Genomic DNA, 23,214 nt, shown 5'->3' on the forward strand with positions numbered 1-23,214 from the left:
CGGCGGCGCGGGCTAACCGGCGGGTGTGACGAACCCGGAGTCGTAGGCGCGGACGACGGCCTGGGTGCGATCGCGGGCGCCGAGCTTGGCCAGGACGTTGCCGACGTGGGTCTTCACCGTCTGGACGCCCAGGTACAGCGCATTCGCGATCTCCACATTGGACAGTCCAGTGGCCATCAGCCGCAGCACTTCACGCTCGCGCTCGGTCAGCCCGACGCTCGCCAGGCCGTCGCCCGCCGGCGACGGCGAGTGCTGGGCGGCCAGCCGGCGGATCGCCGCCGGGAACAGCAGCGACTCCCCCGTCACGACGGTCCGGATCGCCGCGACGATCTCCTCCGGCCGGGCCCGCTTGAGCAGGAACCCGCTGGCGCCGGCGACGAGCGCGTCGTAGACGTGGTCGTCGTTCTCGAAGGTGGTCACCACGATCACCTTCGGTGGACTATCCACAGTGGACATCAGGTGCGCGGTGGCGCGGATCCCGTCCACCGCGGGCATCCGGACGTCCATCAGGACGACGTCGGGGCGTAGCCGGGCCACCAGCCCGGGCACCTCGGCGCCGTCGGCGGCCTCGCCGAGCACGGTCAGGCCGTCTTCGCTGTCGACGATCGCGCGCAGCCCGGCGCGGATCAGCGGTTCGTCGTCGACCAGCAGCACCCCGACGTTCATCGTCCGCTCCCCCACGGCACCCGCACCACGACCTCCCACCGTTCCCCGGCCCGCCCGGCCGTCAGCTCGCCGCCGAGCACGGCCGCCCGCTCGGCCATCCCGCGCAGGCCGCGGCGCCCGGCCCGCGGCGTCCCGCTGCCGAGCGGGTTGCCGACCCGGGCGACCAGGCCGCTGGCCGTGACGTCGACGGCCAGCGTCACCGGGACCCTACCGGCGTGGCGGACGGCGTTGGTCAGGCATTCCTGCAGGATCCGGTACACCTCGCGCGACACCACCGCCGGCACCGCGGCCAAGTCGCCCGCGATCGCGGCGGTGACCTCGGTGCCGGCCAGGCGGGTCTCCTCGAGGAGGTTCGGCAGCTCGGTCAGCGACGGCTGCGGCGTCCGGCCCGCGGCTTCTTCGCGCAGCAGCCCGAGCACGTGGTCGAGGTCGTCGAGCGCGGTGCGGGCCGAGTCCTCGATGGCGCCGAGCGCGCGTTCGGTGAACTCCGGATCGGTGCGCAGGGTCCGCCGGGCGGCACCGGCCTGGATCGACACGACGCTCAGCGCGTGCCCCACCGAGTCGTGCAGCTCCCTGGCCAGCCGGTTGCGCTCGGCGAGCTGCTCGGTCCGCCGTTCCAGCTGGGCGATCCGGTCGGCCGCGGTCATCCCGAGCAACCGCGCGGCGGCCCGGCGCAGCAGCGCCCCGATCACCCACACGGCGTAGATCAGCATCACCAGGGTGACCGCGAAGACGACCGGGATCCACGCGGACGCCCAGCCCTTCGGCACGGTGACCTCGGCCTCGCCTTGGACCAGCTTGCCGGTGAACACGGCGCTGACCGAGAACCCGAACGCGACCGGCGCGGCCAGGCTGGCCAAGCTGACCCCGAACCCGACCACCACGTGCAGCACGAACATCGCCGCGGCCCGCATCCGCCCCGGCCGCGTACGCGGTTTCGCGGGCGCGCCGGGCGCCGGGTTGTCGAGCAGCTCGCGCACGGCGGTGGACTCGAGGACGTGCACGGCGGGCAGGAAGGCCGTCCCGCCCACGACGAGCAACGTGACGAGGCCACCGATCAGGGTGGCCCGCCCCAGCGTCGCGGCGAAGGGCAGCAGCGACGGCACGGCCACGGCGGCGAACAGCAGGTAGGGCACGCTGATCGCCCCGCCGAGGACGAGGTACACCCAGCGGCGGTAGGTCGCCCTGCTCACCAGCGGCCGGAGTACACGCACCCGGCGATCTTCGCAGCTCGCGGGCCCGGCTGCTTCCCTCTCGAGATGGAGGCGCCCCCCGCCCTCTCCGGGGGTCCGGCCCCGCTTCCAGCGTACCGGGGCCCTCCGACGGAAACCCCGAAAGGCCGCCGCCGGCGCCTGGTTGTCCACATCTCGCTTGCCCTGTGGGCAACCAGGCGCGAAGCGGTCAGTAAGCGACCTGGCGGGTCTCCGCCGTGCGGGCCGCCGCGAAGCCGTTCGCCCACAGGGACTGGACCTTCGCCGCCTCCGCGGCCGACGGCTTCGCGTTCTTGCACGCCGTGCCCGGGCCGTGGCCGGACATCAGCTCGGTGCACGGGCCGGTGTAGTCGTCGGGCAGGCCGAGGTTGTGGCCCAGCTCGTGCGCCGCGATCCGGGTCGGGTCGAAGCCCTCCGCGACCTGGCTGGTGTCGAGGTAGATGTCGCCCCGGCCGTGGCCGTTCGTGTTCGTGTACGAGCCGCCGCTGTGGATCTCGTGGAACTTGACCGTGGCACCGCTGCTGCGCTTGACCAGCTTGACGTCGGTGACCACGGCGTTCCAGTTGGCCGCGCCCTGGTCGATCTGCGCCAGGTAGTCGGGCGCGCCGGACGAGCTGTAGTACACCGTCGTGACCGCGGCCGGCGCGGCGGAAGCCGTGGTGAGCCCGGCGCCCAGCGGCACCGTGACCGCCGCGGCCAGCACCAGGATCCGTCCGAGCAGACGTCCGTTCATCGTGTCTCCTTTTGTCCGGTTAGAGAACACTTCACCGTGGTTCGCGCGGTCAGGTTAGAAGTCCACCGGTGGTCCGGGCCACGGCCGAAAGTAGCTCCCTCGCACGAGGGAGCCCGCTCCCGCCGCCGCGTGAGCCGCCCCGCCCGGCCGCCGTGGTCTGCTCCCCGGCGTGGACATCCTGCTGGGCCTGCTGACCCTCCCCCTGTACGCGCTCGTGCTGTGGCCGCTCGTGGTCGCGTCGAGGCGGGTGCTCGGCGTCCGGATCGGCACCGCCCGCGCGCTGTGCGGCGCCGCGTTCGGCTGGCTCGTCGCGGGCGGGATCGCGCGGGCGTTCCCGGTTTCTCTGCTGCACCACGGCGCCGCGGCGCTCGGACTGCTGATCCCGTTGGCAGGCAGCGCTTTCCTCGCGACCCTGCTCTTCCTGTTCGTCGCCGAGATGGCGTTCCCGGGCGGCCTCGGGCTCGGCCGACTGCGAGCGGTGCGCGCCCGGGTGTCGCGCGCCCGCCGGTACTCGCAGATCAGCCGGATCGCGATCAAGCACGGCCTCGGCCGCTACCTCGCCGGGCGCCGCGAACCCGGCCTGGCGCCGGGACGGCACGCCAAGCTCGCCCGCTCGCTGCGCCGCGCGCTCGAGGAGGGCGGCGTGACGTTCGTGAAGCTCGGCCAGCTCCTTTCGACGCGCTCGGACCTGCTGCCCCCGGCGTTCGTCGAGGAACTGGGCAAGCTCCAGGACCAGGTCGCGCCCGCCCGCGCCGAAGCCGTCTGGGCGGTGCTGGAAGCCGAGCTCGGCGGCTCACCCGACGACGTCTTCGCCGAGTTCGACCCGGAACCCCTTGCGGCGGCGTCGGTCGCGCAGGTCTACAAAGCACGGTTGCGCAGCGGCGAGGACGTCGTCGTGAAGGTCCAGCGGCCCGGTGTGCGGGAGCAGGCCGAACGTGACGTCGACATCGTCCGCCGGGTCGCCGCCGCCCTGGAGGAACGGGCGGACTGGGCGCGCTCGCTCGGCGTCGCCGAACTCGCCGACGGGTTCGCCGCGGCGCTGGCCGAAGAGCTGGACTTCACCATCGAGGCCCGCAACATCGCCGCCGTGGCCGCCACTTCCGGCCCGGACGTCGTGCTGCCGACCGTCCACAAAGCACTGTCCACGGAGCGCGTCCTGGTGATGTCCCGGCTCGACGGCAAACCCCTGGAGACCGCGCCTGCGCCCGACCGCGAGCGGCTCGCCCGGTCGCTGCTGCGGTGCCTGCTCGACCAGGTCATGATCGGCGGCGTCTTCCACGCCGACCCGCACCCGGGCAACCTCATGCTGCTGGCCGACGGAAGGCTCGGCCTGCTCGACTTCGGCTCGGTCGGCCGCCTCGACTCCGGGCTGCGCGGCGGCCTGCAGAACCTCGTGCTGGCCCTGGACCGCGGTGATCCGGCGGGCCTGCGCGACGGGCTGCTGGAGATCGTCGACCGCACCGGCGACATCGACGAGCAACGCCTCGAACGCGCCCTCGGCGCCCTGGTCGCCCGCCACTTCGGGCCGAGCCGCACCCCGGACGTCGACCTGTTCACCGGCCTGTTCCGGGTGATCGCGGACTTCCGGCTGAGCGTCCCGCCGCCGGTGGCCGCGGTGTTCCGGGCCCTGGCCACCGTCGAGGGCACGCTCGCCGCTCTCTCCCCCGGCTTCGACGTCGTGGCCGAGTCCCGCGCGTTCGCCGTCGAGCAGGTCGGCGCCGGACTGCGGCCCGGCTCGCTGGGCCGCACGGCGGTCACCGAGCTGACGGCGCTGCTCCCGGTGCTGCGCCGCATCCCCCGCCGCGTCGACCGGATCGGCGCCGCGCTGGAGGAGGGCCGGCTGTCGGTGAACGTCCGGCTGTTCTCCGACGAACGCGACCGCGACGTCGTCACCGGCCTGGTCCACGAGGTCCTGCTGGCCTTCGTCGGCGCGGCAACGGGGTTGATGGCGGTGTTCCTGCTGACCGGCACGAGCGGCCCGCGGATCCTGCCGGAGCTGACGCTGAACCAGGCCTTCGGTTACAACCTGCTGGTGATCAGTGCGCTGGTGGGGCTGCGGCTGCTTTTCGTCGTCTTCCGGCGCTCCGGACAGCGCTCACGATCACGCCGATGAGCCCGGCGGCGAACAGCACGAACCCGCCGAGGATCCACCACCGCAGGGTGGGGAGCGTCGAGTCGGAGTACGGGGTTCCCGGCAGGCTCGCGTCGGTGAAGGCGGTCACCGGGGCCAGCGTCCGCGGGGTGATGACCGTGCCGGTCGCGACCACGAACCCGATGACACCGGACAGCCGCACGGGACCGCTGAACCGCGAGTCGTCGGAGTTGCCACGGTTGTCACCCTCGACGAAGATCGCGCCGTCGGGGACCTTGGTGGAGAACCCGAAGAGGGCGTCGTCGCCGGGGTTGATGTAGGGCTCGGTGATCGGCTTGCCGTTCACCGAGAGGCGACGGTCGGTGCAGCAGGCGACGGTGTCCCCGGCGATCCCGACCACGCGGAAGACGCTGACGCCCTCGTGGCTCGGCTGGGCGAACGAGCCGGCGTCGATGGCGACGAGGTCCCCGCGGTGCACCTCGGTGCCGTTCGCCCGGCGCACCACGAGCTGGTCACCGGGCACCAGGGTCGGGCTCATGTGCGCGCCCGGGATCTTGTAGGCCTCGTACCCCACCATGATCCGGCCGACGCCGTAGACGCCGGCGGCCACCCCGAGCACCGCGACGACGATCATCACCAGCAGCACCTTGGACACACCGGAGCGTTTCGGCGAGGACGGTGGTGCGGGCGGGAAGGCAGGTTCGGTCACGAAGATCTATCGGGACACAGCGGACAGCGTTACCCCGTCCGGGGCACGTACATGATCACCGCGACCCCCGCGAGACAGAGCAGCGCGCCGATCACGTCGTACCGGTCGGGGCGGTAACCGTCCGCCACCATCCCCCAGGCCAGCGAGCCCGCCACGAACACGCCGCCGTACGCCGCCAGGATGCGGCCGAACTGGGCGTCCGGCTGGAGGGTGGCCACGAAGCCGTACAGGCCCAGGGCGACCAGGCCGCCGCCGATCCAGAGCCAGCCGCGGTGCTCGCGGACGCCTTGCCAGATCAGCCACGCGCCGCCGATTTCGCAGACCGCCGCGGCCAGGAACAGGAGGATCGACCGCAGGACCACCCCGGGATACTAGCTCCGTGCCGTTCACGCTGAGCCATCCCGCCGCCGTGCTCCCGCTGCTGCGCGGGCCGCTGGTCCCGTCCGCGCTCGTCGCCGGGTCCGTGGCGCCGGACGTCTTCTGGTTCGTGCCACGGCTTCCCGGCGTCGGCCTGACGAAGACGCACGAACTCGCCTCGGCCCTCTGGCTCGACCCGCTCCTCGCGCTGGTGATCCTCGCGCTCTTCCAGGTCGTCCTGAAACGCCCCCTGCTGGCCCTGGCCCCGAAACCCCTGGCCGAACGGCTCCCCCGTCACCCCTTCGATTGGCGACGGCCGGGCTGGATCGCGCTGTCCCTGGTCATCGGCGCCGCCACCCACGTCGGCTGGGACGCCTTCACCCACGAGAACGACGGGTTCGCCTTCCTGCGGACCCCGCTCGTCACCGGGGTCGACGTCGGCCGGCTGATCCAGCTGGTCAGCACCATCGCCGGGGCCGCGATTCTCCTGTGGTGGCTGCGGAAGTGGTACCGCGCCGCGCCGGCCGAACCGGCGCCGCCGGCCACCCGCCATCGCAAGGCGGTAGTGGCGTTCCTCATCATCGGAGCCTCGGCGGGCGTCCTGGCGCAGGTACTGCCGTTCCTGGCCCACCACGACCCGATGACCCGCGCGGGTGTGGTCGGCAACGCGACCTATCTCGCGGTCACCGGCGCCGGCAGCGGCTTCCTCACCACGCTCGTCCTGTACGCGTTGGCCTGGCACGCGCGGTATAGGTCGTTATACACAAAGCGGGCCACCCCGGAGGGTGACCCGCTTTGTGTGCGAGAAGTCAGACGGTGAAGCCGAGGGCGCGCAGCTGCTCGCGGCCGTCCTCGGTGATCTTCTCCGGGCCCCACGGCGGCATCCAGACCCAGTTGATCCGGAAGTCCTTGACGAGGCCGCCGGACGTCAGCGCGGCCGACGTCTGGTCCTCGATGACGTCGGTCAGCGGGCAGGCCGCCGACGTGAGCGTCATGTCAATGGTCGCCGTGTTGTCCGGCTCGACGCGGATGTCGTAGACCAGGCCCAGGTCGACGACGTTGATGCCGAGCTCGGGGTCGACGACGTCGCGCATGGCCTCTTCGACGTCCTCGAGCTTCGCGAGGTCGATGTCCTGCGTCGCGGTGGTTTCGGCGTCGAGGTCGGCGGCGGTGCGCCCCTCACGAGTGGCGGTCTCTTCGGTCATGCTTTCTCAACTCCACTGGTGGTCCGGGCGACGGCGTCCTTGAAGGCCATCCAGCCGAGGAGGGCGCACTTGACCCTGGCCGGGTACTTGGCGACGCCCGCGAAGGCGATGCCGTCCTCCAGCACTTCCTCGTCCGGTTCGACCTTTCCCTTGCCCTGCATCAGTTCGACGAACGCGTCCATGGTGGTGAACGCTTCCTCGAGGGTGTGCCCGGTGACGAGGTCCGTCATGACCGACGTCGAGGCCTGGCTGATGGAGCAGCCCTGGCCGTCGTAGGAGACGTCGGAGACCTTCCCGTCGTCGAGCTTGACCCGCAGTGTCACCTCGTCGCCGCAGGTCGGGTTGACCTGGAACGACTCGGCGTCGAACGGGTCGCGCAGGCCGCGCCCGTGCGGGTTCTTGTAGTGGTCCAGGATGATCTCCTGGTACATGCTCTCCAGGTTCACTGTGTCACCTCTTGGGCCACTCCGAAGAACTTCTGGGCCTCGCGAACACCCGCTACCAGGGCGTCCACTTCGGACAGCGTGTTGTAGAGGTAGAACGACGCCCGCACGGTCGCCTGCGCGCCGCACGCCCGGTGCAGCGGCCACGCGCAGTGGTGGCCGACGCGGACGGCGATGCCCAGGCTGTCGAGCACCTGACCGGCGTCGTGCGGGTGCACGCCGTCGATCACGAACGACACGGTCGCGCCGCGGTCCTTCAGATCGGTCGGCCCGATGATCCGGACGCCGGGGATGGCGCCGATGCCTTCGAGGGCCGCCGCGGCGAGCTCGTGCTCGTGCGCCGCGATGCGGTCCATGCCGACGGCCGAGAGGTAGTCCACGGCCGCGCCGAGGCCGATGGCCTGCGACGTCATCGGCACGCCCGCCTCGAACCGCTGCGGTGGCGGCGCGAAGGTGGTGGCCTCCATCTTGACCATCTCGATCATCGACCCGCCGGTGAGGAACGGCGGCATGGCCGAGAGCAGCTCGGTGCGCCCGTAAAGGACACCGATGCCGGACGGGCCGAGCATCTTGTGGCCGGAGAACACCGCGAAGTCGACACCCAGCGCGTGGAAGTCGACGGCGAAGTGGGGCACCGACTGGCAGGCGTCGAGCACGGTGAGCGCGCCGACGGCCTTGGCCTTTTCGACGAGCAACGAGACGGGGTTGACCGTGCCGAGGACGTTCGACTGGTGCGCGAACGCGACCACCTTCGTGCGCGGCGTGATCAGTTCGTCCACATCGGACAGGTCGAGCCTGCCATCCGCGGTCACCTTGAACCACTTCAACGTCGCCCCGGTGCGCTGGCACAGCTGCTGCCAGGGCACGAGGTTCGCGTGGTGCTCCATCTCGGTGATGACGATCTCGTCGCCCGGGCCGACCCGGAAGCGCTCGGCTTCCGGACCGGCCGTGGCGGCGTTGCTCATCGAGTACGCGACGAGGTTGATGCCCTCGGTCGCGTTCTTGGTGAACACCAGCTCCTCGGGGTCGGCGCCGACGAACTCCGCGATCTTCGCGCGCGCGGACTCGTAGGCGTCGGTGGCCTCTTCGGACAGCTGGTGCGCACCGCGGTGGACGGCGGCGTTCGACGTGAAGACGTAGTCGCGTTCGGCGTCGAACACCGCGGTCGGGCGTTGCGAGGTCGCCCCGGAGTCCAGGTACACCAAGGGTTTCCCGTCGCGGACGGTGCGCGACAGGATCGGGAAGTCGGCGCGCAGGGCGGCGACGTCCAAAGGAACAGAGCTAGCCGAGGTGGTGGTCATCGGGCCGGCTCCTCTCTTTCTTTCTCGGTGTAGTCCTGGGGTGGGAAACGTCAGAGCGCGGCCGGCTCGGGCTTGCCGGCGTACTTGACGTAGCCGTGCTCCTCCAGCTCGTCGGCCAGCTCCTTGCCGCCCGACTCGACGATCTGGCCGCCGGCGAAGACGTGCACGAAGTCCGGCGTGATGTGCCGCAGGATCCGGGTGTAGTGCGTGATCAGCATGACGCCGACCTCGCTCGAAGCCTTGTAGGCGTTGACGCCCTCGGAGACGACGCGCAGGGCGTCGACGTCGAGGCCGGAGTCGGTCTCGTCGAGGATGGCGAACTTCGGCTTGAGCAGCGCCAGCTGCAGGATCTCGTGGCGCTTCTTCTCGCCGCCGGAGAAGCCCTCGTTGACCGAGCGCTCGGCGAACTCCTGCGAGATCTCGAGCTTGCCCATCTCCTCCTTGACCTCCTTGACCCACAGGCGAAGCTTGGGAGCCTCGCCGCGGACCGCGGTGGCGGCGGTGCGGAGGAAGTTGGACATGGACACGCCGGGCACCTCGACCGGGTACTGCATGGCCAGGAACAGGCCGGCGCGGGCGCGCTCGTCGACGCTCATCTCGAGGACGTTCTCGCCGTCGAGCAGCACCTCGCCGGAGGTCACCTGGTACTTCGGGTGACCGGCGATCGCGTAGGACAGGGTGGACTTGCCGGAGCCGTTGGGGCCCATGATCGCGTGGGTCTCGCCCGACTTGATCGTCAGGTTCACGCCCTTGAGGATCTCCTTGGCGCCTTCGTCGGTGTTGACCGAGGCGTGCAGGTCCTTGATTTCCAGGGTAGCCATTTCTTCGTTTCCTAAGTCAGAGAGCGGTCAGGCGCCAACGGCTTCGAGCTCGGCCTCGATCGCGGCTTCGAGGCGCTCCCGCACCTCGGGGACGTCGATCTTCACCAGGATCTCGTGGAAGAACCCGCGCACGACCAGACGGCGGGCGGCTTCTTCGGCGATCCCGCGCGACTGGAGGTAGAACAACTGCTCGTCGTCGAACCTTCCCGTCGCGCTCGCGTGGCCGGCGCCTTCGATCTCGCCGGTCTCGATCTCCAGGTTCGGCACGGAGTCCGCGCGCGCCCCGGGCGTGAGCACGAGGTTGCGGTTGAACTCGTAGGTGTCGGTGGCCTCGGCCGCGGCGCGGATCAGCACGTCGCCGATCCAGACCGTGTGCGCGCCCTCGCCCTGCAGCGCGCCCTTGTAGCCCACCCGCGACTTGCAGTTCGGGACCGCGTGGTCGACGAAGAGGCGGTGCTCCTGGTGCTGGCCGCCGTCGGCGAAGTAAACGCCGAGCATGTCGACGTCGCCGCCCTTGTCGGCGAAGGTCGCCGTCGGCGAGACGCGGACCAGGTCACCGCCCAGGGTGATCACGGTGTGCCGCAGCGCGGCGTCGCGGCCCAGCTTCAGGTGCTGCTCGGAGACGTGCACCGCGTCGTCGGCCCAGTCCTGGACGCTGACTACGGTGACCTTGGCGCCGTCACCGATGACGAACTCGACGTTGTCGGCGTAGGTGCCGGAGCCGACGTGGTCGAGGACGACGACGGCTTCGGCGAACGCCTCGGCGCGGACCTGCAGGTGCCCGTAGGCGACCTTGTCCACCCCCGGGCCGTGGATGCGCAGCACGGACGGCTTGGACGCCTTCGTCTCCTTGGGCACCGTCACGACGGTGGCCGTGGTGAACGAGGAGTAGGCCTGCGCGGCGACGCGGTCGCTCGGCACGCCGGCCTGGCCGAGGCGCGCGTCGTCGCGGCCGACGGTCTCGATGGTCAGCTCGGGGGCGGCGTCGGCTTCCAGCGTGATCTCGCCGGTGGCGGGCGCGCTGCCGTCGTGCAGGCCGCGCAGCCGCTTCATCGGCGTGAAGCGCCAGTTCTCCTCACGGCCGCCCGGGACCTCGAAGGCCTCGACGTCGTAGGAGGTGAAGCGCTCCGCGCGGGAGGCCGCCGGAATGACGGCCCCCTCGCGGAGAGCTTCGGAAACGTTGTTCTCGGTAACCGACATGACTAGCCGACGGACCCTTCCATCTGGAGCTCGATCAGGCGGTTCAGCTCGAGCGCGTACTCCATCGGCAGCTCACGCGCGATGGGCTCGACGAACCCGCGCACGATCATCGCCATCGCCTCGGCCTCGTCGAGGCCGCGCGACATCAGGTAGAACAGCTGCTCTTCGCTGACCTTGGACACCGTGGCCTCGTGGCCCATGGACACCTCGTCGTTGCGGATGTCCACGTACGGGTAGGTGTCCGAGCGCGAGATCGTGTCGACCAGCAGGGCGTCGCACACGACGCTGGAGCGCGAGTGGTGCGCCCGCTTCGCCACGCGGACCAGGCCGCGGTACGAGGTGCGGCCGCCGCCGCGCGCCACCGACTTCGACACGATCGTCGAGGAGGTGTACGGCGCGAGGTGCTCCATCTTGGCGCCCGCGTCCTGGTGCTGGCCCTCGCCCGCGAACGCGACCGAGAGGACCTCACCCTTGGCGTGCTCGCCCATGAGGAAGACCGACGGGTACTTCATGGTCACCTTGGAACCGATGTTGCCGTCGATCCATTCCATGGTCGCGCCTTCTTCGCACTTGGCGCGCTTGGTGACCAGGTTGTAGACGTTGTTCGACCAGTTCTGGATGGTCGTGTAGCGGCAGCGGGCGCCCTTCTTGACGATGATCTCCACGACCGCCGAGTGCAGCGAGTCGGACTGGTAGATCGGCGCCGTGCAGCCCTCGACGTAGTGCACGTAGGCGTCTTCGTCGACGATGATCAGGGTGCGCTCGAACTGGCCCATGTTCTCGGTGTTGATCCGGAAGTAGGCCTGCAGCGGGATGTCCACCTTGACGCCCTTGGGCACGTAGATGAACGAGCCGCCGGACCACACCGCCGTGTTCAGTGCGGAGAACTTGTTGTCGCCGGCCGGGATGACCGAGCCGAAGTACTCCTCGAACAGCTCCGGGTGCGTCTTGAGCGCGGTGTCCGTGTCGAGGAAGAGCACGCCCTGCTTCTCGAGGTCCTCGCGGATCGAGTGGTAGACGACCTCGGACTCGTACTGGGCCGCGACACCGGCGACGAGGCGCTGCTTCTCCGCCTCGGGGATGCCGAGCTTGTCGTACGTGTTCTTGATGTCTTCGGGCAGGTCTTCCCAGCTCGCAGCCTGCTTCTCGCTGGAGCGGACGAAGTACTTGATGTTGTCGAAGTCGATCCCGGAGAGGTCGGCCCCCCAGTTGGGCATGGGCTTCTTCTCGAAGAGCTTGAGCGCCTTCAGTCGCGCTTCGCGCATCCACTCCGGTTCGGACTTCTTGCCGGAGATGTCGGTGACGACATCCTCGTTCAGCCCGCGACGGGCGCTGGCGCCCGCTTCATCGGAGTCGGCCCAGCCGAACGCGTACTTGCCAAGGGACTCGATGGTCTCTTCCTGGCTCAGTGGCGCGGTGGTGGGAGTGCGCTGCTCGGCAGCGGCAGTCATGCGGGTTTCCCTCCATTCGGGATCCGTGCTATGCGCCCTGAGGGCACCGTTCTGACCGGCTCGGGATGGGCCGGCGGACCCGCCGTGGCGGGTACGTGGGTGGTGCACGCGGAGTCACCGCGCGCGATGGTCGCCAGCCGCTGGACGTGGGTGCCCAGCAGCTCGGCGAACGCCTCCGTCTCGGCCTCGCACAGCTGCGGGAACTCCGCGGCCACGTGGGCGACCGGACAGTGGTGCTGGCAGAGCTGAGCGCCGACGTTCTGACCGGGTGCCGGCGCGCCTACCTGACGGGTCGACGCAGCGTAGCCCTCCCTGGTCAGGGCGGTCGCCAGGGCCTCCGCGCGCGTCGCCGGATCACTCGATCCGGTGATCGCGGAGCGGTGCGGCCCGACGAGCTTCTCGATGCGCTGCTCGGCGAACGCGCGCACGGCGTCTTCACCGGCGTGCTCGGCCAGGAAGCGGATGGCGGAGACGGCCAGGTCGTCGTAGGCGTGCCCGAACCGGGCGCGGCCCGACTCGGTCAGCAGGAAGAGCTTGGCCGGACGACCCCGGCCTCGGGGTCCTCGGCGGGGCGCGTCCCGGGTCTCGGCTTCGCCGTCCGCGAGAAGAGCGTCCAGGTGGCGGCGGACGGCCGCGGGGCTGATCCCGAGCTGCTCGGCGACCACGACGGCGGTCATGGGACCCTGTTCCAGGAGCAGCCGGGCGACCTCGTTGCGGGTCTTGCCCTCGGCGCTGACCTGCGACGGGACAGCGTTGACCGTGGCGCGGGGCATGTCGCCGCCCGCCGGGTCACCCGCCTCCGTCTTTTTCACAACACAAGTGTGTCTTATTTCCCGGCGGACGGCAAAGGCGGGGTCTTCGGCAGTGACCCGACTCACTCCGCGCGGGCGGCGATACCCTGGCTCCCGTGGCTGTGGGCGAACTGGGTGAACATCCTGCACGGCAGGACCGGCGAGTGGCGGACATCGTCACCGGGAGCACGCATCCGGTGACGCTCTCGCCCGTCGAGCCCCGCGTGGCGCTCCCCCTGGTGGGGGACGAGGTGCGGGGGCTGAACGTCGTCCGGCGGTTCGGCACGGTCGGGTCACTCTTCCTGGCGCTGGGCTCCCTCGGCGCCGGGGCCGCGCCGGTGATCAACCCGGTGCAGGAGATCCCGGTGCTGCGGCTGTTCACCCGCATCCCCACCGTGTCGCTGGCCATCGCCATCTCCGGCATGGGCATCCTGGTGCTCAGCTGGCTGATGCTCGGGAAGTTCGCCCGCCCGGACCGCGCTCGGCTCGCGTCGCAGGGCCAGCTCGCCCGCACGATCGCGCTGTGGGTGCTGCCGCTGCTGGTGATCCCGCCGCTGTTCTCCCGCGACGTCTACAGCTACCTCGCGCAGAGCGAGATCGTGCACCGCGGGATGGACCCCTACACCCTCGGCCCGGCGCAGGCCCTCGGCGTCGCCGACCCGTTCACCGCGGGCGTGTCGAACATGTGGCGCGAGACGCCGGCGCCGTACGGGCCGCTGGTGCTGCGCCTCGGCGGCTGGCTCGCGCCGATCTCCGGCCAGAGCATCGCGATGGGCGTGCTGCTGCAGCGCGTGCTCGCGCTGGCCGGCGTGGTCCTCATCGTCTGGGCCCTGCCCCGGCTGGCCCGCCGCTTCGGCGTCCAGCCCGCGACCGCGCTCTGGCTGGGCGCCCTGAACCCGCTGCTGATCTTCCACTTCGTCGCCGGCGCCCACAACGACGCGCTGGCCATCGGCCTGATGCTCGCCGGGCTGGAGGTCGGCATCCGTCGGCTGCCGATCCGGGTGAAGGGCGACACGCCACCACCGCTGGCCCAGGGTGAACTGCTGTACATCGGGCTCGGTGTCGCGATCATCACCCTCGGCGTCGCGGTCAAGGTGCCGGCGGTGTTCGCGCTGCCGTTCTTCGCGGTGATGGTCGCGCGGCGCTGGCACGGCAGGCTCAAGGACCTATTCCTGGCCGGGGCGCCGATGGCGGCCTGGTTCGGCGTCGTGCTGGCGGCCGTCTGCTTCGGCTCCGGGCTCGGCTTCGGCTGGATCGGCGCGACCTTCGCCGCGCCCGGGCTGGTGCACAGCTGGATCTCGCCGAGCAACGAGCTGGCCAACCTGGCCGGCGTGCTCGGCATCACCCTGAACCTCGGCAACCACACCAGCGCCCTGGTGCCGATCTTCGGCATGCTCGGCTACGCCGTCGCCGTCGCGATCACGGTCAAGTTCCTGTGGGACAGCTTCAAGTGGCGCTACCGGCCGATCATCGGGCTCGGCGTCTCCCTCGGCGCGGTGATGATCCTGCAGATCAACCTGCAGCCGTGGTACCTGCTGTGGGCGGTGATCCCGCTCGCCGCGGCGGCCGGGACGTCCCGCTTCCGCGTCGCCGCAACGATGGTCAGCGCGGCGCTGCCGTTCCTGCTCCCGCCCACCGGCAGCACCTTCGACGGCCGCCCGTACGTGCTGCCGTTCGCCTACGTCGCGGCGATCGTCGTCTGCGGCGGCGGGATGCTGATCGTGCGGCGCCTCGCGCCCGTGTTGCTGTCCCGGCCGTCCCCGCCGGTGCCCGCGCACGCCGACGCCGTATCGTGACGCGATGTGAGTGTCCCTGCCGTCGAGATCAGCGGGCTGGTCAAAAGCTACGGCTCCACCCGCGCGGTCGACGGTCTCGACCTGCGGATGGAGCGCGGCAGCCTGCTCGCGCTGCTCGGCCCGAACGGGGCCGGCAAGACCACCACCGTCGAGATCTGCGAAGGCTTCCTGAAGCCTGACGCCGGCACGGTCCGGGTGCTCGGCTTCGACCCGGTACGCGAGTCGGCGGCGCTGCGCCCCCGCGTCGGGATCATGCCCCAGGGTGGCGGCGCGTACCCCGGCGTCCGCGCCGACGAGATGCTGCGCCTGGTGGCTTCGTGCGCGGCGTCGCCGCTGGACCCGGCCTGGCTCCTGGAGACCCTCGGGCTGGCTTCGGTGCGGCGGACACCGTTCAAGCGCCTCTCCGGTGGGCAGCAGCAGCGGCTTTCGCTGGCGTGCGCCCTGGTGGGGCGGCCCGAGCTGCTGTTCCTCGACGAACCGACGGCCGGCATGGACCCGCAGGCCCGGCGCCTGGTCTGGGACCTGCTGGGCGCGCTGCGCACCGACGGCGTCTCGGTGCTGCTGACCACGCACCTGATGGAAGAGGCCGAAGCGCTGGCCGACACCGTGGTGATCATGGACCACGGCAAGGTCGTCGTCTCGGGCGCGCCGCACACCCTGACGATCGACGAGAGCGGCACCGCGGGCCTGCGGTTCAAGGCCCGCACGCGGCTCGACACGGCACTGCTCACCGCGGCGCTGCCGGAGGGCTACGACGTGCGCGAGTCGGCGCCGGGCACCTACGTCGTGGTCGGCCTGGTCGACCCGCAGGTCGTGTCGACGGTCACGTCGTGGTGCGCCCAGCAGGGCGTGCTGCCGGAGGAACTGCAGGTCGGCCGCCGCACGCTGGAAGAGGTCTTCCTGGAGCTGACCGGACGGGAGCTGCGGGCATGACGGCTTTCGAACCCGGCACGTTCACCCCGGCGCCCGGACGCGGCTCGCTGGGCCGCATGCTGCGAACCCACGCGCGCGTCGAGGCGAGCCTCACCCTGCGCCACGGCGAGCAGGTGCTGCTGACCCTGCTCATCCCGCTGGCACTGCTGATCGGCCTGTCACTGCTGGACATCCTCCCGGCGTCCCAGCTCGGTTCGACGTCCAAAGTGGACTGGATCACGCCCCGGATCCTGGCGCTGGCGGTGATGTCGTCGGCGTTCACCGGCCAGGCGATCGCCCTGGGCTTCGACCGCCGGTACGGCGTCCTGAAGCGCCTCTCGGCGACGGCGTTGCCGCGCTGGCTGCTGGTCGCGGGCCGGCTCATCGCGGCCCTGGTGGTGGTCGTGCTGCAGTCGGTGGTGATCGGCGTGGTGGCGTTGTTCCTGGGCTGGTCGCCTTCCCTCGCCGGACTTCTGTCGGCGGTTCTGCTGCTGGTACTGGGCACGCTGGCGTTCGGCGCGCTGGGCGTGCTGCTAGGCGGTGCATTGCGCGCGGAAGCCGTGTTGGCGCTGGCGAACATCGTCTGGTTCGTACTGCTGCTGGCGGGCGGGATCCTGCTGGCGCCGTCGGCCCTGCCGTCCGGGCTGGCGGTGGTCGTCGAGCTGCTGCCGTCCGGGGCGCTGGCCGAAGGCATGCGCGCGGCTTTGGTGGACGGCGCGTTCGCGCCGGGACCGATGGCGGTGCTGGTGGTCTGGGCAGCTGCCGCGGGGGCACTGGCAAGCCGCACGACCAAGCTCACCTGAGACGGACCTGTCCACACGGCTCGGGCGTTGTGGACAACTTCGAGCAGCCGGGCTCCACGAGCCGGAAATGTCGGTGACCGGCGATAGACTGAGCCTGGGCTCGTCCCCCCGGGAAGGGTGGGGGCCGCGGCCCGGGTCGGACGTGACCTTGGTCCCTTGTGCCCGCGTCGGCGTTCTGGGCGCCGGGACCTGCCGAAAGCCGGATTTCCACGCGCTCTACCATCGATGCCGTGCCGTTCACCAGCCTTGTCGCCCGCCTGCCGTATCCCTCCGCCGCCGTGCAGCGGGCCGTCGGGGTCGCCGCGGTCCTGGCGCAGGCGCTGATCGGCGTCACCGGCTCCATCGTGCGCGTCACGGGCTCCGGGCTCGGCTGCCCGACCTGGCCGCAGTGCGTGGCCGGGAGCCTCGTGCCGAAGCACGACTCCGGCATCGACGCGCTGAACCAGTGGATCGAGTTCGGCAACCGGATGCTGACCGGCGTCGTCATCGCCGTGGCCGCGATCGCCGTCATCACCGCCTGGCGCGTCCAGATCGACCACCCGTCTCGCAAGCGCCTGGTGAAGCTCGCCTGGACGATGCCTGGCGGCGTCGTGCTGCAGGCCGTCGTCGGCGGCATGACCGTGCTCGCGAAGCTGGAGTGGTGGACCGTCGCGATCCACTTCCTCGCCACCACTCCCCTGGTCTGGCTGGCCGTCCTGCTGCTGCGCGCGTTCCGCGAGGGCGACGAGCCCGCGCGGTCGCTGGTCCCGGCGGCCGGACGCAAGCTGCTGGTCGTGCTCGCCGTCGTGATGTGGCTCGTGCTCGCGGCCGGCACCACGGTCACCGGCGCCGGCCCGCACAGCGGCGACATCAACACCCACCGCCTCGCCGTCTCCGTCGAGACGCTCGCCCAGGTCCACGGCGGGCTGCTCCTCGCCTACCTGCTGCTGCTCGCGGTGTTCGGCCTGCAGCTGATGCGCGCCGGTGCCCCGAAGTCGCTCTGGCAGCGCTACACGGTCGTCTGGGTGGTCGCGCTCGCCCAGGGCGGGCTCGGTTCGCTGCAGTACGCGCTGGGGGTGCCGGAGGCCATGGTGTCGTTCCACGTCCTCGGCGCGATGGCCGTCATCGTCGCGACGGCGTCGTTGTGGACCGGCAGCCGCGACCGCGGCCCGGTCGTCTCGCTGGCCGCCGCGCCGAAGGAACCGGAACTCGCCACCGCCTGAGCAACCCGCGGCCACGCCGTCGTAACTCGGCCAGGCTACGGTTCGCGCCATGACGACGCGCTCCGCGCCCAAGCCGCTCATCTCCCACCGCCGCGGCACCGGCGAGATGATCGTGCTCAAGACGTTCCTGCTGGTGCCGTTCGCGGCGCTGCTCATCGCCGTCCCGCTCGTCTGGGGCTGGGGCATGTCCTGGATCGACCTGATTCTCGCCGCCGTGTTCTACGTCTTCGCGACGCTGGGCGTGACCGTCGGCTACCACCGCTACTTCACCCACGGCGCGTTCAAGGCGAACCGGCCGCTGCGGATCGCGCTGGCCGTCGCGGGCAGCATGGCGGTGCAGGGTTCGGTGATCTTCTGGGTCGCGAGCCACCGCCGGCACCACGCCTTCGCCGACCGCGAGGGCGACCCGCACTCGCCGTGGCTGTTCGGCACGTCGCCGTCGGCGCTGCTGCGCGGGTTCTGGCACGCGCACATGGGCTGGATGTTCGGCCGCGAGGTGACCAACGCCGACCGCTTCGCCCCGGACCTGGTCGCGGACGCGGACCTGCGGGTCGTCAACCGCTTCTTCTGGCTGTGGATCACGCTCAGCCTCGCCCTGCCGGCCGTGCTCGGCGGCCTGATCAGCTGGTCGTGGTGGGGCGTGGTGACGGCGTTCTTCTGGGCCGGCCTGGTCCGCATCGCGTTCCTGCACCACGTGTCGTGGTCGGTGAACTCGATCTGCCACCTGATCGGCGAGCGCCCGTTCGCCAGCCGCGACAAAGCGGCCAACTTCTGGCCGCTGGCGATCCTGTCGATGGGCGAATCGTGGCACAACTCCCACCACGCGGATCCGACGTGCGCACGGCACGGGGTGCTGCGGGGCCAGGTGGACGTGTCGGCCCGGGTGATCTGGGGCTTCGAGAAACTCGGCTGGGCAACCGATGTGCGGTGGCCGCGAGTGGATCGGCTGGCCGCGAAGCGCGCTTAGCGGCCACCCAGTACACGCCTGCGCGAACACGTACGGTAGTCTTCTCTTGCGGAGCGTAGTACTACGCTCCGCAAGATTCATAAGGAGACGGAAGCGTGTACCGACACCACCACAAGCGTGGCGGTGGCGGCGGAGAAGGCGGCGGGAACACCGGCAACTGAACCAAGGCCATGTCTCCAGGGAGAGGAAGCCGCATCGGCCAGGTGCGGCTTCATTCCCAGCAGGTTCGGGGCCACTTGAAGGCGATGCCGTACTCCTCCCGCGGGTGGCAGTGCCCCTCGAAGGTGTGCTGCACGAACCCGTCCCCGACGTCGAGCAGACGTGGATCCCCCGCCGGCGGCCGGCGCAGCCTTTCGACCTCCAGCTGCTCCGCGTACCACCAGCAGGCTTCCGGCAGGCATTCTTCGTCGAAGTTCACCCGGATCGTCAGTCCGGCGACCGGTTCGCCGTTCTCGAACTTCCCCGGCGCCACACCGTGGTGGTCGATGGCGACGCCGATCCACTGCCGCTCTTCGTGGGGGCGCTCGTCGACCGCTTCGGAAGCGAAACCGTAGGACTCGTTCAGCCGCAGCCTCCGCCGGAACCGCAGCCTGGGCACCACGGGATCACCCGGGTGCTCCCCGGGCAGCGCGACGAGGCGGCAGTTCCACAGGGCCTTGACGGGGAGATCGCTGAGGTTCCCGGACCAGCCGATCACCGCGTGCACGTCGTAACCGTCGAGACCGTCCTCGCGAGCCACGACGACCCGTTTGGTGAAGCGGCGCAACGCTGTCCGGCGATCCATGACGACGGTGACGACCATCCGTTCCACGAACACCGGCTGCGCGCCTTCGGACGGAGCGCGGACCCCTTCCGCACTCCGGGTTCCGGGCAAGGTTCCTTCCGCGGCCGAGCGCCCGATTTCCACGTAGGGCAGCCAAGCATCCCCCTCGATCCGCGCGACCGCTCGGGCCACGGCGTCGCAGAGCGTCCCGAGCGCACTCCCCCAAGCCCTGTTCATCGGCGTGTCCGACAGGGGTTCCCGGCTTCCGAACAGGCCGCGCACCTTGGCCAGCTGGCGGAACCGTTCCTGGAGGGTCGGTGCCCAGCTCGCGCCGCCGTCCGGCACCGGCGGGAGCCGGAACGCGGCGAGCAGGGTGAAGTGCTCCCGCGGTTCCAGCACCGAGCCCAGCTTGCCGATCCGGTCGACGATGAGCCCCCAGATCGCCAGCGTGCGCACCTCCGGCGTGGCGGCCAGTGAAGCGGTCGGATCGACAAGACAGGCGAGCGCGGTTGGAGAACCGCTCACCGAGGATTCGACCGCGCGCCGGAGAGTTCCGAGCAGATCCCCGTCCTGCCGTCTGGCGAGCAGGCCCAGCGCCGCCTTCTCGGGAGACCTGCCCAGGCGTTCGCAGTCCGGCTGGGCCGTCACCGCGGCGCCTCCGGGCAGAGATCGACAACCGGCGGAAAACCCGGACACCGGCGGAAAAAGAAAAGCATCGGCCCGACCGACAGAAACACCTTCGCACCATCAAAGATCATTCCTGGTCCCAGACTTCGAGAGGCACAATCGACTCTATGGCGTACTAGTACACCATAGAGAGAGGTAGTGCGGTGGGCAAAGAAATCGGGGGCCGGCCTTCGACCCGCAGAGGCGGGTCACGGGGGCTGCGAGAAGTGATCAAAGCCGGGCTGACCGGAATAGGCGGCCTTTACGTGATCACCGGATCCGTCGCCGTCACCACGATCGGCGCGATCGTCGTCCTCGCGCTGGCAGCCGTCTACCAGGCTGCCCGATGACCAGGTCTTCCGCCCAGCGGAAATGCGGCTGGCTCGTCGCGGCCTTCCGCCGGGGTGTGCGCGCCTGACCCGCGAGCCCCGTGGAGACCCGATGACGCGTCCGACCTCGCTGTTCGTTCACGGGGCCTTCGGGGCGGTCGGCGGGCAGCCGCCGTCCTGGTGGAAGGTCGACGGCGACCTCTCCACGCCGCTGACGCCGCACGAGAACTTCGTCGCCGACGTCGATCCGGACAGCGCGGCGGGCCGGGCACGTCGAACGGCTGCCGTCGTCTTTCTCACCGTTCCTGTCGCACCCGGCCGAGCTGACCGCGATCGTCGAGGCCGCCGCCGGCTACGCCAGCTGCTGGCGGACCGCCGAGGCGAAGCGCATCGCCGCGGCCGGGTCTGTCTGGCGGAAGCCCAGCGAGGGCTCCGTCAGCTCCAGCTCCAGCAGCAACGGCTTGCCGTCCGGGCCGCGGACCAGGTCCACCCGGGCGTACAGCAGCTCCGCGCGCAGGATGCCCAGCAGCGCCGACGCCGCGTCCAGGACGTCCTCGGCGACGGCGATCGCGTCGGCGGGCGGCTCGGCCTTGGCCAGCTGCTCGGTCAGGTACAGGCCGGAGTCGTCCATTGTGGACCCGAGCATCGCGCTCTTGGCGAAGGCGTGGGAGTAGATGCCGCCGAAGTACGACAGGGCCAGCTCGCCCTCGGTGTCCACACTGGACTGGTACGGCTGGATCAGCGCGGTGTGGCCGTCAGCGTGCAGGGCGGCCACGTGGGAAGAAGCGTCCGCGCCGGCGTCGAACCGGGCCGCGCCGCGGGAACCCGCGCCGACCGACGGCTTGACCACGTACGCCGACTTCGGGAATTTGGCCGGCGAGCCCGGCTCGACCAGCGTGGTCGGGACCACCGGCACACCCGCGTCCAGCAGCTCCGCCAGGTACGACTTGTCGGTGTTCCAGCGCACCACGGACGCCGGGTTGTACAGCGCGGGCACCGACTCGCACCACTCGAGGAACTCGCCGCGGCGGGCCGGGTAGTCCCAGGTGGCGCGCAGGATCACGGCGTCGGCCGCGCCGAAGTCGACGCGGGAGTCGTCCCAGGCCGCCCACGAGACGTCGAAGCCCAGCTCGCCCAGCGCGGCCGGGACGGCGTGCTCGTCGCCGTCGCCCTCGGGCAGTTCGGCGCAGCCGACGAGGATCGCGGTGCGGCTCACTTGCCGGCCATCTTGCGGCGGTGCGCGGCACCGATCTTGGTGGCCTTGACCGTCTCCGCGTCCCACGAAGCGGTTTCGAGGTCCTCGACGGCCTCGACCAGCGCCTCACCGGTCGCGACGGCCGGCACGACGACGTCGCCGAGCGCGCCGTCGGCCCCGACCATTACGACCCGGGCCCCGGCGCGGCCGATGTTCTCCACCACCGCGCGGGACGGCTTGCCGTGCGCCTTCACGAACTTGCGCGCCGCGGTCAGCTGGGCCGACGTCGGCGGGGTCGTCTTTTCCTCGGTTTCCTCAGCCACGCCCCGAACCATAACCAACAAGCGACCGGCACGCGGAACAGCGTGGCGTCGGCCATAGTTGTCCCGGTAGAAGCCCGACCCCCGAGGAGGACGCATGCCCACCGCAGTGCAGGTGACGAAGACCGGCGGCCCGGAAGTGCTCGAACCGGCCGAAGTGGACGTCGCGGCCCCCGGCGCCGGGGAGCTGCTGGTCGACGTCGCCGCGGCCGGGGTGAACTACATCGACACCTACCAGCGCCAGGGCATCTACAAGATGGAGCTGCCGTTCGTCCCGGGCCTGGAGGGCGCGGGCACGGTCGCCGAGGTCGGCCCGGACGTCGAGGGCTTCGCGGTCGGCGACCGCGTGGCCTGGCAGGGCTCGCTGGGCAGCTACGCCGCCCGCAAGCTGCTTCCGGCGTCGGTGGCGGTGAAGGTGCCCGAGGGCGTCTCCCTCGAGACGGCCGCGGCGACCATGCTGCAGGGCATCACGGCGCACTACCTGGTCGCGTCGACGTTCGAGGTGCAGCCGGGCCACGACGTGCTGGTGCACGCGGCCGCCGGCGGCGTCGGCCTGCTGCTGGTGCAGCTGGCGAAGGCGCGCGGCGCCCGGGTCTTCGGCACGGTGTCGACCGAGGAGAAGGCGAAGCTCGCGCGTGAGGCCGGCGCCGACGAAGTGATCCGCTACGACCGCGACGACTTCACGAAGGCGGTCCGCGACCTGACCGACGGCGAAGGCGTGGACGTCGTCTACGACGGCGTCGGCAAGGACACCTTCGACGCCAGCCTGGCGAGCCTCAAGATCCGCGGCCTGCTCGCGCTGTTCGGCGCGGCCAGCGGCCCGGTGCCGCCGGTCGACCCCCAGCGCCTCAACTCGGGCGGCTCGCTGTACCTGACCCGCCCGACGTCGGTGCACTACGTCCGCACGCGCGAGGAGCTGGACTGGCGCGCGAAGGAGCTGTTCGACGCGGTCCTGGCGGGCGACCTGACCGTCCGCATCGGCGGCACGTACCCGCTCGCCGACGCCCAGCGCGCCCACGAAGACCTTCAGGGCCGCCGGACGACCGGCAAGGTGCTGCTCATTCCGTGATCCACACAGCGCGCCAGTGGAACCCGTCCTGCTCGGCGCGCTCGACGGTGAACTCGACCTCGGCGCCCACGGTCAGCTGCCGGAACCCACCCGGGCCGACCCCGCGGCTCGCGGGGTCGATCACCGAGAAGTGCACCCAGACGGGGTCGTCGAAGCCCGGTGCGTCGACGTCCCCCCACCCGTCGTGGGCCCCCCCATCGCGCCCCCCGCCC

Annotated in this window: 25 protein-coding genes; 9 read left to right on the plus strand and 16 right to left on the minus strand. The window is 71.0% G+C overall.

Translation table 11 applies throughout. The features are described from left to right. Nucleotides 1–12 precede the first annotated feature (12 nt). The 3 genes from ACGFMK_RS38705 to ACGFMK_RS38715 form a co-directional block, all read right to left on the minus strand. Nucleotides 13–666, minus strand: coding sequence for a response regulator (locus ACGFMK_RS38705; RefSeq protein ID WP_392774100.1), 654 nt, complete (start codon nucleotides 664–666; stop codon nucleotides 13–15). Continuing rightward, the gene (locus tag ACGFMK_RS38710) at nucleotides 663–1,880 is read right to left on the minus strand and encodes a sensor histidine kinase (protein WP_392774102.1); all 1,218 of its coding nucleotides are present in this window, start codon (nucleotides 1,878–1,880) and stop codon (nucleotides 663–665) included. The genes ACGFMK_RS38705 and ACGFMK_RS38710 overlap by 4 nt, the downstream gene beginning before the upstream one ends. A gap of 187 nt (nucleotides 1,881–2,067) precedes the next feature. After that, the gene (locus ACGFMK_RS38715; protein WP_392774104.1) at nucleotides 2,068–2,610 is read right to left on the minus strand and encodes a snapalysin family zinc-dependent metalloprotease; all 543 of its coding nucleotides are present in this window, start codon (nucleotides 2,608–2,610) and stop codon (nucleotides 2,068–2,070) included. Nucleotides 2,611–2,779: 169 nt separating this feature from the next. Here ACGFMK_RS38715 and ACGFMK_RS38720 point away from each other — a divergent pair, with 169 nt between their 5' ends. Next, a complete protein-coding gene (locus ACGFMK_RS38720) occupies nucleotides 2,780–4,723 on the plus strand; it encodes an ABC1 kinase family protein (protein ID WP_392774106.1) in 1,944 nt (647 codons plus the stop codon). Here ACGFMK_RS38720 and lepB read toward each other — a convergent pair. Both lepB and ACGFMK_RS38730 read right to left on the minus strand, forming a co-directional pair. Further along, nucleotides 4,647–5,411: a signal peptidase I gene (lepB, locus tag ACGFMK_RS38725; protein WP_392774108.1), complete on the minus strand. Its 765-nt coding sequence runs from the start codon at nucleotides 5,409–5,411 to the stop codon at nucleotides 4,647–4,649. The two genes, ACGFMK_RS38720 and lepB, sit on opposite strands and share 77 nt — an antisense overlap. A 29-nt stretch (nucleotides 5,412–5,440) precedes the next feature. Further along, nucleotides 5,441–5,773 carry a YnfA family protein gene (locus ACGFMK_RS38730; protein ID WP_392774110.1) on the minus strand — a complete coding sequence of 111 codons (333 nt, stop codon included), beginning with the start codon at nucleotides 5,771–5,773 and terminating at the stop codon, nucleotides 5,441–5,443. A 17-nt stretch (nucleotides 5,774–5,790) separates the two neighbouring features. Between ACGFMK_RS38730 and ACGFMK_RS38735 the strand changes: the two genes are divergently transcribed. Continuing rightward, entirely contained in the window at nucleotides 5,791–6,588 is a 798-nt protein-coding gene (locus ACGFMK_RS38735; RefSeq protein ID WP_392774111.1) for a DUF4184 family protein, read from the plus strand. Here ACGFMK_RS38735 and ACGFMK_RS38740 read toward each other — a convergent pair. Genes ACGFMK_RS38740 through ACGFMK_RS38770 form a run of 7 tightly spaced genes read right to left on the minus strand, consistent with a single transcriptional unit; the run spans nucleotide 6,578 to nucleotide 12,962 of the window. Beyond that, entirely contained in the window at nucleotides 6,578–6,973 is a 396-nt protein-coding gene (locus ACGFMK_RS38740; protein ID WP_323330369.1) for a metal-sulfur cluster assembly factor, read from the minus strand. The genes ACGFMK_RS38735 and ACGFMK_RS38740 overlap by 11 nt on opposite strands. After that, nucleotides 6,970–7,419, minus strand: coding sequence for a Fe-S cluster assembly sulfur transfer protein SufU (gene sufU / locus ACGFMK_RS38745; RefSeq protein WP_392774113.1), 450 nt, complete (start codon nucleotides 7,417–7,419; stop codon nucleotides 6,970–6,972). The genes ACGFMK_RS38740 and sufU overlap by 4 nt, the downstream gene beginning before the upstream one ends. After that, a complete protein-coding gene (locus tag ACGFMK_RS38750) occupies nucleotides 7,416–8,717 on the minus strand; it encodes a cysteine desulfurase (protein ID WP_392774115.1) in 1,302 nt (433 codons plus the stop codon). The genes sufU and ACGFMK_RS38750 overlap by 4 nt, the downstream gene beginning before the upstream one ends. Before the next feature lie 50 nt (nucleotides 8,718–8,767). Then, a complete protein-coding gene (gene sufC / locus ACGFMK_RS38755; protein ID WP_247049213.1) occupies nucleotides 8,768–9,538 on the minus strand; it encodes a Fe-S cluster assembly ATPase SufC in 771 nt (256 codons plus the stop codon). 27 nt (nucleotides 9,539–9,565) lie between these two features. Further along, nucleotides 9,566–10,738: a Fe-S cluster assembly protein SufD gene (sufD, locus tag ACGFMK_RS38760; protein WP_392774117.1), complete on the minus strand. Its 1,173-nt coding sequence runs from the start codon at nucleotides 10,736–10,738 to the stop codon at nucleotides 9,566–9,568. A 2-nt stretch (nucleotides 10,739–10,740) separates the two neighbouring features. Beyond that, the gene (sufB, locus tag ACGFMK_RS38765; RefSeq protein WP_285483018.1) at nucleotides 10,741–12,189 is read right to left on the minus strand and encodes a Fe-S cluster assembly protein SufB; all 1,449 of its coding nucleotides are present in this window, start codon (nucleotides 12,187–12,189) and stop codon (nucleotides 10,741–10,743) included. Beyond that, complete coding sequence (locus tag ACGFMK_RS38770; protein ID WP_392774139.1) at nucleotides 12,186–12,962, minus strand: helix-turn-helix transcriptional regulator; 777 nt, start codon at nucleotides 12,960–12,962, stop codon at nucleotides 12,186–12,188. The genes sufB and ACGFMK_RS38770 overlap by 4 nt, the downstream gene beginning before the upstream one ends. Before the next feature lie 182 nt (nucleotides 12,963–13,144). On the opposite strand from ACGFMK_RS38770, the gene mptB reads away from it, so the two are divergent. From mptB to ACGFMK_RS38795, 5 genes are all read left to right on the plus strand, one after another. After that, nucleotides 13,145–14,776, plus strand: coding sequence for a polyprenol phosphomannose-dependent alpha 1,6 mannosyltransferase MptB (mptB, locus tag ACGFMK_RS38775; RefSeq protein ID WP_392774119.1), 1,632 nt, complete (start codon nucleotides 13,145–13,147; stop codon nucleotides 14,774–14,776). A gap of 6 nt (nucleotides 14,777–14,782) precedes the next feature. Next, a complete protein-coding gene (locus ACGFMK_RS38780; protein ID WP_392774121.1) occupies nucleotides 14,783–15,709 on the plus strand; it encodes an ABC transporter ATP-binding protein in 927 nt (308 codons plus the stop codon). Next, complete coding sequence (locus ACGFMK_RS38785; protein ID WP_392774123.1) at nucleotides 15,706–16,491, plus strand: ABC transporter permease; 786 nt, start codon at nucleotides 15,706–15,708, stop codon at nucleotides 16,489–16,491. The genes ACGFMK_RS38780 and ACGFMK_RS38785 overlap by 4 nt, the downstream gene beginning before the upstream one ends. Before the next feature lie 230 nt (nucleotides 16,492–16,721). Next, a complete protein-coding gene (locus tag ACGFMK_RS38790) occupies nucleotides 16,722–17,693 on the plus strand; it encodes a heme A synthase (protein ID WP_392774124.1) in 972 nt (323 codons plus the stop codon). Between the two features lie 49 nt (nucleotides 17,694–17,742). Then, complete coding sequence (locus ACGFMK_RS38795) at nucleotides 17,743–18,660, plus strand: acyl-CoA desaturase (RefSeq protein ID WP_392774125.1); 918 nt, start codon at nucleotides 17,743–17,745, stop codon at nucleotides 18,658–18,660. A gap of 211 nt (nucleotides 18,661–18,871) precedes the next feature. Here the strand turns inward: ACGFMK_RS38795 and ACGFMK_RS38800 are convergent, their stop codons facing one another. Then, nucleotides 18,872–20,071, minus strand: a complete 1,200-nt coding sequence (locus ACGFMK_RS38800; protein ID WP_392774126.1) for a hypothetical protein — start codon at nucleotides 20,069–20,071, stop codon at nucleotides 18,872–18,874. Nucleotides 20,072–20,316: 245 nt separating this feature from the next. On the opposite strand from ACGFMK_RS38800, the gene ACGFMK_RS38805 reads away from it, so the two are divergent. After that, nucleotides 20,317–20,439, plus strand: a complete 123-nt coding sequence (locus ACGFMK_RS38805) for a hypothetical protein (protein WP_392774127.1) — start codon at nucleotides 20,317–20,319, stop codon at nucleotides 20,437–20,439. Between the two features lie 331 nt (nucleotides 20,440–20,770). On the opposite strand, the gene ACGFMK_RS38810 is transcribed toward ACGFMK_RS38805, so the two are convergent. Beyond that, on the minus strand, nucleotides 20,771–21,634 hold the full coding sequence (locus tag ACGFMK_RS38810; RefSeq protein WP_392774129.1) for a RimK family alpha-L-glutamate ligase: 864 nt from the start codon (nucleotides 21,632–21,634) through the stop codon (nucleotides 20,771–20,773). Continuing rightward, entirely contained in the window at nucleotides 21,631–21,936 is a 306-nt protein-coding gene (locus ACGFMK_RS38815) for a hypothetical protein (protein ID WP_392774131.1), read from the minus strand. Before ACGFMK_RS38815 ends, ACGFMK_RS38810 begins: the two co-directional genes overlap by 4 nt. Nucleotides 21,937–22,030: 94 nt before the next feature. On the opposite strand from ACGFMK_RS38815, the gene ACGFMK_RS38820 reads away from it, so the two are divergent. Then, nucleotides 22,031–23,002 (plus strand): quinone oxidoreductase family protein, encoded by a 972-nt coding sequence (locus tag ACGFMK_RS38820; RefSeq protein WP_392774133.1) that lies wholly within the window; start codon nucleotides 22,031–22,033, stop codon nucleotides 23,000–23,002. On the opposite strand, the gene ACGFMK_RS38825 is transcribed toward ACGFMK_RS38820, so the two are convergent. Further along, a partial coding sequence (locus ACGFMK_RS38825; protein ID WP_392774134.1) for a hypothetical protein occupies nucleotides 22,992–23,214 on the minus strand: 223 nt, incomplete at its 5' end. The two genes, ACGFMK_RS38820 and ACGFMK_RS38825, sit on opposite strands and share 11 nt — an antisense overlap.

The sequence above is a fragment of the Amycolatopsis sp. NPDC049252 genome, from assembly GCF_043197175.1.
GTDB lineage: Bacteria > Actinomycetota > Actinomycetes > Mycobacteriales > Pseudonocardiaceae > Amycolatopsis.

Excerpts from the sequence above, each read along its gene's own strand:
- ACGFMK_RS38705 (WP_392774100.1), bottom strand. The coding sequence starts at position 666 with ATGAACGTCGGGGTGCTGCTGGTCGACGACGAACCGCTGATCCGCGCC.
- ACGFMK_RS38715 (WP_392774104.1), bottom strand. The coding sequence starts at position 2,610 with ATGAACGGACGTCTGCTCGGACGGATCCTGGTGCTGGCCGCGGCGGTC.
- ACGFMK_RS38740 (WP_323330369.1), bottom strand. The coding sequence starts at position 6,973 with ATGACCGAAGAGACCGCCACTCGTGAGGGGCGCACCGCCGCCGACCTC.
- ACGFMK_RS38750 (WP_392774115.1), bottom strand. The coding sequence starts at position 8,717 with ATGACCACCACCTCGGCTAGCTCTGTTCCTTTGGACGTCGCCGCCCTG.
- sufC (WP_247049213.1), bottom strand. The coding sequence starts at position 9,538 with ATGGCTACCCTGGAAATCAAGGACCTGCACGCCTCGGTCAACACCGAC.
- sufD (WP_392774117.1), bottom strand. The coding sequence starts at position 10,738 with ATGTCGGTTACCGAGAACAACGTTTCCGAAGCTCTCCGCGAGGGGGCC.
- sufB (WP_285483018.1), bottom strand. The coding sequence starts at position 12,189 with ATGACTGCCGCTGCCGAGCAGCGCACTCCCACCACCGCGCCACTGAGC.
- ACGFMK_RS38770 (WP_392774139.1), bottom strand. The coding sequence starts at position 12,962 with ATGCCCCGCGCCACGGTCAACGCTGTCCCGTCGCAGGTCAGCGCCGAG.
- ACGFMK_RS38785 (WP_392774123.1), top strand. The coding sequence starts at position 15,706 with ATGACGGCTTTCGAACCCGGCACGTTCACCCCGGCGCCCGGACGCGGC.
- ACGFMK_RS38795 (WP_392774125.1), top strand. The coding sequence starts at position 17,743 with ATGACGACGCGCTCCGCGCCCAAGCCGCTCATCTCCCACCGCCGCGGC.
- ACGFMK_RS38820 (WP_392774133.1), top strand. The coding sequence starts at position 22,031 with ATGCCCACCGCAGTGCAGGTGACGAAGACCGGCGGCCCGGAAGTGCTC.